The following is a 6,454-nucleotide window of genomic DNA, read 5'->3' on the forward strand; positions in this document are numbered from 1 at the left end:
CTCAAATCCGCAACCTATAGGGTTTAGTGGGATTTTGCTTGTAAAACGACAAAAATTCTTTTATTGTACATATTCCTTGGGCATAACAGAAACGTCGTAAACACAAAATCCCCTTACTCCATAAAGCGACTTGAGGTAATACGCTGGTTTAACCAGAAAAGCATGGTCTTTAACCAAAGTCTGTCTTGAACAGGTTGGCATAAGCATTGTTGTCTGAGTAAATGTTCAATACATGCCTACGTGATGTCTTAATCCATTTCGCAGGAACAGAGATGAACTTGAAAACAAAGGTCTTGATTCTGCTGGTGGCACGCAATCCAAAATCATACTCTTGACCGGATTTCAATTGACCAGTAGCAAGCAGGGCATTGACCAGTAAGCAGTTCATCTTGTCTGCAGTATTGAAATCATAGGATTTGCCAGAAGCAGACTTATAGGTGATGCTCTTAAAAGTCAGTTCTTCGATAGCACGTAATATGGTGTCTGCGCTGCAAGTGCGAAGAGTTGGATGAAGAGACAAATGTTTCATCAAGTGAGTTGTAACATCCTCAATACATGAGCCACCACAAAGATATACGCACATCAGAGAGCGTAGAATCTCGCTATATTGATAACCAAACATAGTGCATCTCAATCCCAAGGAGGAATCTATGGTTTGAGCTAAAAGAGCATCAAATTGCTCCATAATAGAAAAAAATCCCCCAAAAGGAGTGAGTTTCTCGGATTTTATTTGTATCTTTGCCATGTCATATTAGAGTTTTGCTTGTCTTCTTTTCGCAACACTAAGGTAAGTGAAAATTCTGACATGGCAAAATCCTTGGCAACTTTTTGTTGCTCAGGCACTTATAAATAATATTAAACTATAGTGTTGCGGAATTAAGGAACATGAAAAAAAACAGAAAAAAGCAAATCGTAGTTTTGTGTATAGCTTTAGTTTGCATCTTCATCTTGGTGTTCTCATTGTCCCATAAATCAGCTACAAAAGGTAGCGCGAATCCTCCATTAACAGATGTTTTGACTGATAGCATTTCTCAGATTGTCTCGGCTTGTCCTGGTGAAATTGGTGTGGCGGTTATTATTAATAACACAGATACGGTTAGTGTTAATAATAAAAGCATTTATCCTATGATGAGTGTATTTAAGGTTCATCAGGCATTAGCTCTTTGCAATGATTTTGACAAAAAAGGCCTTTCCCTTGATACCTTGGTAAAGATAAATAGGGAAAAACTTGATCCAAAGACATGGAGCCCTATGATGAAAGATTATTCAGCACCAGTTATATCGTTGACAGTAAGAGATCTGTTGCGCTATACTCTTTCCCAGAGCGACAATAATGCAAGCAATATCATGTTTAAGAATATGCTCAATACTGCACAAACAGACAGTTTTATAGCGAAACTCATACCACGTTCGAGTTTTCAGATAGCTTATACAGAAGAGGAAATGTCCGCTGACCATGACAAAGCTTACTCTAATTACACATCTCCTCTTGGTGCTGCAATGTTGATGAATCGTTTGTTTACAGAAAGTCTTATCAGTAATGAGAAACAAGATTTCATTAAGAATGCATTGAAAGAATGTAAAACAGGTATAGATAGGATAGTAGCTCCACTTCTTGATAAAGAAGGGGTTGTAATAGCACATAAGACAGGTTCTGGTAATGTCAATGAAAATGGTATTCTTGCAGCTCAGAATGATGTAGCCTATATATGTCTGCCTAATAAGGTCTGCTATACCTTAGCTGTATTTGTTAAGGATTTCAAGGGAAATGAATCACAAGCGTCACAATTTGTTGCGCATATATCAGCGGTAGTATATTCTTTATTAATCAATACTGCGTTAAATTAATATTTAATCGTCTGTAAATCAATAACTTATATTAAGAAATGCTTATGAAAACTTAACTGTAAAAAGTTGGTCAAGTCGCTGATTTTCAGTAACTTTGTAGATCACGACAAATACAATATTACATGAATACAGGACTTGACCAATATATGGATATCTTTAAAGATGCAGTTGAAGATTCAGCTGCAAAGATAACAAAAAGTTTCGAGAAAATACTCATCGAGGTGATAATTTTGTTCATGGTAATACCAAGAAAGATAAATTTCACCCAAATGGGGAGGTATGATAAGTGAAATTTCTGACATGGCAAAATCCTGAGCAACTTTTTGTTGCTCAGGGTATTATAAAAGTTAAAATTTATAGTGTTGCGGAATTAAGGTATATGTCTCGGTTACCCATCCATAGAAGTTCACAACTCTCAGATTTCGGAGTCTATCTGAAGACCGTCATCTCTCGGACATCGGCATCTTCAGACAGATACGCTTTTTCTCATACCGACGATTATTATTTCTTTGGCTTCATAGAGGGTGGGCAATGCTGTCTGAATATTGATTTCGAGGAATACACTTTCGGGAAAGGAAGTCTGGCTATCATTCTACCCGGGCAGGTGCATCGTATCATCGACGCTTCCAATCTTTCTGCAAAATTTCTGGTTATCGACTCGGTATTGGTGGATAAGGAGGAAAAACGAACGCTTGAGAGATACGGTCGCCCTCAAATACAACTATCCGACATATCGGAACAGAAACTATTATTATCACTTCTTGACTGCAAACTGAGTGGCATGGAAAATCCATCTGCCAAAGCAGTCGTTCAGCGACTGACCACCGTCATTGTAGGATTAGTCGTGGAGAACATTGTAAATGCAACGATAGCTCAATCCAAATTGCAGGGGACAGTGACCAGACACAAGGAAATAGTATGGGAATTTCGGGATTTGTTGGAAAGCAATATCCGAAGCAAACGTTCGCCATCATTCTATGCCGGGCGGCTGAACATTACCGTTGCCTACCTGAATGAAGCTGTAAATTCTGTTCTGGGGACAAGTGTGAGCCACCATATCCAAAACGAGATTATTTTGTTGGCTAAACGTCAATTGGTCTATACTACAGATTCCATCAAAGAGATTGCACATAGTTTAGGCTTTAACGATTACTCCTACTTCACACGGCTGTTTACCAAGGTTGCAGGCGTTTCTCCCACGCTCTTCAGAAGGACTTACCACGAATAGTGCTATCATTACCGTTGTCCGTCTATTGTGAAAGCTTGTATTTCACCGTACCTTTGCAGCGAACTTTATTCACTTAAAAAAATACGGATTATAATGATGAACAACGCTATGAATATTTTGCGAGAAGAAAGTATGATGAAAGCCCTGACAAAATTGGGGATACCTATTGTCATCGCAATGCTGATTATGGCAATATACAATGTGGTAGATACTTTTTGGGTTGCACGTCTTGGAACTCTTCCTGTCGCCGCTGTATCGGTTGTTTTCCCTATATCGTTGTTATTTCTTGGGATAGGACTGATGTTCGGTGTCGGAGGCGGAGTGTATATATCCCGTCTGTTGGGAGCGAAACAGGTTGTCAAGGCAAGTCAGGTCGCTTCCGTCTCAGTGATAACCTCTGTGATGTTGGCAGCTCTCATTGCCCTTGTGTGCAATGCGTTCCTGCCGGACATCCTACTTTTCATGGGAGCAAACGAGGAGATGATAAGTTTGGCAGAATCCTACGGCAGGCTTTTTATCATCAGTTGTGTCATAGGGACATTGAATGTGTCCATGTCCAATATCATTGTTTCACAAGGTGCGTCGAAGACATCAGCGTCGGCAATGATCATCGGCTCTATCGTTAATGTTGCATTAGACCCCTTGTTTATATACACTTTCAATTGGGGTGTGGAAGGTGCTGCATGGGCAACTATTCATTCAAGAATCATCACGACAGCTATTTACATCCGTTTCCTTACGAAAGCAGAGGTAAAAGTATCTCTTGCCTTGTTCGCTCCCACGATAAGAATATACGCAGACATCATTAAGATTGGTATCTCTATGCTCTTTTTGCAACTACTCCAGACCCTTTCCATCTGTTTGTTGCAGAAAGCCGCTGTGAAATATGGGGCAGAGGCTGTTGCGGCTGTGGGTATCGTCCTGAAAATCGTCACATTGGGAACAAACGTGGTCTTCGGATTTGTAAAAGGACTCCAACCTATGGCAGGCTATAACTACGGGGCAGGCAATTTTCAAAGATTAAGGGAAGCGGTGTGCTGTTCTCTGATACTCTCAACCTCGTTTTGTGTGCTCTGGAGTATTCTTATAGTCATTTTTACCTCTCCTATCATCAGTTGTTTCGGTAAAGACGAAACAATGCAGGAAATAGCAAGAATTGCGCTTAGAGCCAATACGATTATGTTCTTCACTTTCGGATTCCAATTTGTGTATTCCACACTATATATGGCAATCGGAAGAGCAAGGCAAAGTCTTCTGCTAAACATCGGACGGCAAGGTTTGTTTTTTATCCCTATAATATTGCTGCTTCCATCGTATTGGGAACTAAATGGAGTGCTTTATGCACAGCCTATTGCCGACGTCTTTGCAACTTTAATGACACTGTTCTTTGCTGTCCGAATTCATAAGGAGATAGGTCATAAATCACATCTCACAACAGAGAATCTGCAATGTTGAACCATAAAAGATATGATCCTCAAATCCGCAACCTATAGGGTTTAGTGGGATTTTGCTTGCAAAGCGTCAAAATTCATTTTATTGTACATATTTCTTGCACAACAGAAATGTCGCAGACACAAAATCCCCTTACCCCAGTAACCTCAATTCCGTTAATTCCGATTGTTGTTTTCAATAATTCAGCAGAGTTGAAAGTTCATGTCAGTAACCATATAGTTGTAAACAGATGTAATTTAAATTGGGCAATATCCCAATATCATGACATTATTCTAAATGCTACACAAGTAGATAGAATTGTCAATACTATTCAACGATATTACACAATAGCTGACAAGGAAGAAATAAGACAGCACGAACACAATGTTTACGACAGGCAATATAGAGCAAAGAGTTTAATAAGGCAAGGCGTTTGCCCGCAATGTGGTGGTCAGTTAGTTTTACGCAAAGGAAGATATGGCTCTTTTTATGGGTGTTCAAACTATCCTAAATGCAAGTTTACACTAAATAAATGAGAGGGGAATGTATTAAGTTTATTTCCCTCTCATTTAGTTTAGTTAGTTTCCAGAAACTTTATTTTGAGCTTTTCATAGCACGTTTTATGCGATTTGATTCTTGCAAAAGCTTATTGGCTATACTATCTTTATAAGTAGCCATTTCAACCATTTCATGATGATGGCGAATAGAATCCTCGTAGGCAGCAACACGATTTTTTACATCATCTATAACTTTCTCATCTCGGCAAACAGAAAAATGCTTTTCGATGTATCGAACATTGGGGTCATCGGATGGAAGCACCATCTTCAAAGCCCGATACTTCAAATCTGCCTCCTCCCAATCTTGATGCTCTCGCCATTGGGTGAGATTGCCCCAAATGGAGAGAACAAGAGATAGAGCCAAGCCACCAATGAAAAGAAGAACAGACTTTGAAGTTGGCTCGAAGCGATGAGTCACTACTTTCTTCAGAGGTGTGTTATCCATTGCGTGAAGTTTGTCCTGCACAATTTTTGATGTGGCATTCAGCTCTTGTTTCACCTGATTAACAGTATCAAGCAAGAGTTTACTTCGTTGTTCATCTTTGCTTGCTTCTTTTTTGGTAAGGTCGGTAAAAATGCAGATAGCTTCTCTTAATCTTACCAATTTGTCAATAGCATCCCCTTCTTTTACAGCCATAGCAAGAATAGCTTTTTCAAGTTTGCTAGTATCAACACTTACAGAGGCCGGAGTGCTTTCCGCCTCTGTATTCTTTGGTGAGGCAGAAAGTTCATCGACTTTTTGCTCCAATCTCTCAACTGTGCCGTAGATGGCTTCTAACATTTCTTCTTTCATCTTTCTTATGTTGTTTGAATGGTTTGTAACTTGCATCAAAGGCTAAAGCCTCTTCTGCGTTTCTTCTTTTTCTTCTTGACTGATTCATCCTCTGGGAATGGCTCAAAGGTCTGAGCATTGGCTGGAGCAAAAAGTCCAATGGAAGAAATACCATCCCAAGGGTCCTGGCTGCTCTCCGATATGGATGGCACCTGCTCATATTGCTGAGCAGAGCTGGCTCTTGCTGATAAAAGGTTCTCCGTTCCCTCAAATCTCGCATCCAACTTGCCAAAGCTGTATTCTCGGCTAATCTGCGTACCCTTGAAGCTATATCCGTCCTTACAGAATCGGATACCTTGCACCTTGGTTCTTCTCTCCTTGTCCTTATAGACTAACTCCAAGAGAACACCTCGTTTTGCAAGTTCATTCTTGAACTTCTGCCAACTACCTGCCGTTCGCAATACACTCTTAATTGCATTATGAATCTCATATTTGGCTCGCTCGGCATTGCGTAACTTGCGTGTATTAGTCTTACTCTTGTCCGTTCCATAGGTCAGTCCATACTTGGATTTTAGAGCCTTGGTCACCTGCTCATTACGCCTGTAATCATTCCTGTCT

The 6,454-nt window shown here is 40.0% G+C and carries 7 protein-coding genes and 1 pseudogene; 5 read left to right on the forward strand and 3 right to left on the reverse strand.

The window, feature by feature from the left end; all coding sequences use genetic code 11:
- Positions 1–322: 322 nt before the first annotated feature.
- Positions 323–745: pseudogene (locus DXD25_RS15305) on the reverse strand (IS1380 family transposase); the annotation flags it as partial.
- A gap of 140 nt (positions 746–885) precedes the next feature.
- On the opposite strand from DXD25_RS15305, the gene DXD25_RS15310 reads away from it, so the two are divergent.
- From DXD25_RS15310 to DXD25_RS15330, 5 genes are all read left to right on the forward strand, one after another.
- Positions 886–1,848, forward strand: coding sequence for a broad-spectrum class A beta-lactamase CfxA6 (locus DXD25_RS15310; RefSeq protein WP_117664257.1), 963 nt, complete (start codon positions 886–888; stop codon positions 1,846–1,848).
- Positions 1,849–1,970: 122 nt separating this feature from the next.
- Positions 1,971–2,138 (forward strand): hypothetical protein, encoded by a 168-nt coding sequence (locus DXD25_RS15315; RefSeq protein ID WP_233522346.1) that lies wholly within the window; start codon positions 1,971–1,973, stop codon positions 2,136–2,138.
- Positions 2,139–2,227: 89 nt separating this feature from the next.
- Positions 2,228–3,076 carry an AraC family transcriptional regulator gene (locus tag DXD25_RS15320; protein WP_088528396.1) on the forward strand — a complete coding sequence of 283 codons (849 nt, stop codon included), beginning with the start codon at positions 2,228–2,230 and terminating at the stop codon, positions 3,074–3,076.
- Between the two features lie 96 nt (positions 3,077–3,172).
- Positions 3,173–4,531, forward strand: coding sequence for an MATE family efflux transporter (locus tag DXD25_RS15325; protein WP_117664262.1), 1,359 nt, complete (start codon positions 3,173–3,175; stop codon positions 4,529–4,531).
- 107 nt (positions 4,532–4,638) lie between these two features.
- Positions 4,639–5,043, forward strand: coding sequence for a topoisomerase DNA-binding C4 zinc finger domain-containing protein (locus DXD25_RS15330; protein ID WP_117664258.1), 405 nt, complete (start codon positions 4,639–4,641; stop codon positions 5,041–5,043).
- Between the two features lie 58 nt (positions 5,044–5,101).
- Here the strand turns inward: DXD25_RS15330 and DXD25_RS15335 are convergent, their stop codons facing one another.
- Both DXD25_RS15335 and DXD25_RS15340 read right to left on the reverse strand, forming a co-directional pair.
- Positions 5,102–5,857, reverse strand: coding sequence for a hypothetical protein (locus tag DXD25_RS15335; RefSeq protein ID WP_233522347.1), 756 nt, complete (start codon positions 5,855–5,857; stop codon positions 5,102–5,104).
- Positions 5,858–5,892: 35 nt separating this feature from the next.
- On the reverse strand, positions 5,893–6,454 hold a 562-nt coding region (locus tag DXD25_RS15340), incomplete at its 5' end, for a relaxase/mobilization nuclease domain-containing protein (RefSeq protein ID WP_148460946.1).

It is taken from the genome of Prevotella sp. TF12-30 (genome assembly GCF_003436715.1).
Taxonomy (GTDB): domain Bacteria; phylum Bacteroidota; class Bacteroidia; order Bacteroidales; family Bacteroidaceae; genus Prevotella; species Prevotella copri_A.

Excerpts from the sequence above, each read along its gene's own strand:
- DXD25_RS15310 (WP_117664257.1), top strand. The coding sequence starts at position 886 with ATGAAAAAAAACAGAAAAAAGCAAATCGTAGTTTTGTGTATAGCTTTA.
- DXD25_RS15330 (WP_117664258.1), top strand. The coding sequence starts at position 4,639 with ATGTCGCAGACACAAAATCCCCTTACCCCAGTAACCTCAATTCCGTTA.
- DXD25_RS15335 (WP_233522347.1), bottom strand. The coding sequence starts at position 5,857 with ATGAAAGAAGAAATGTTAGAAGCCATCTACGGCACAGTTGAGAGATTG.
- DXD25_RS15320 (WP_088528396.1), top strand. The coding sequence starts at position 2,228 with ATGTCTCGGTTACCCATCCATAGAAGTTCACAACTCTCAGATTTCGGA.
- DXD25_RS15325 (WP_117664262.1), top strand. The coding sequence starts at position 3,173 with ATGAACAACGCTATGAATATTTTGCGAGAAGAAAGTATGATGAAAGCC.
- DXD25_RS15315 (WP_233522346.1), top strand. The coding sequence starts at position 1,971 with ATGAATACAGGACTTGACCAATATATGGATATCTTTAAAGATGCAGTT.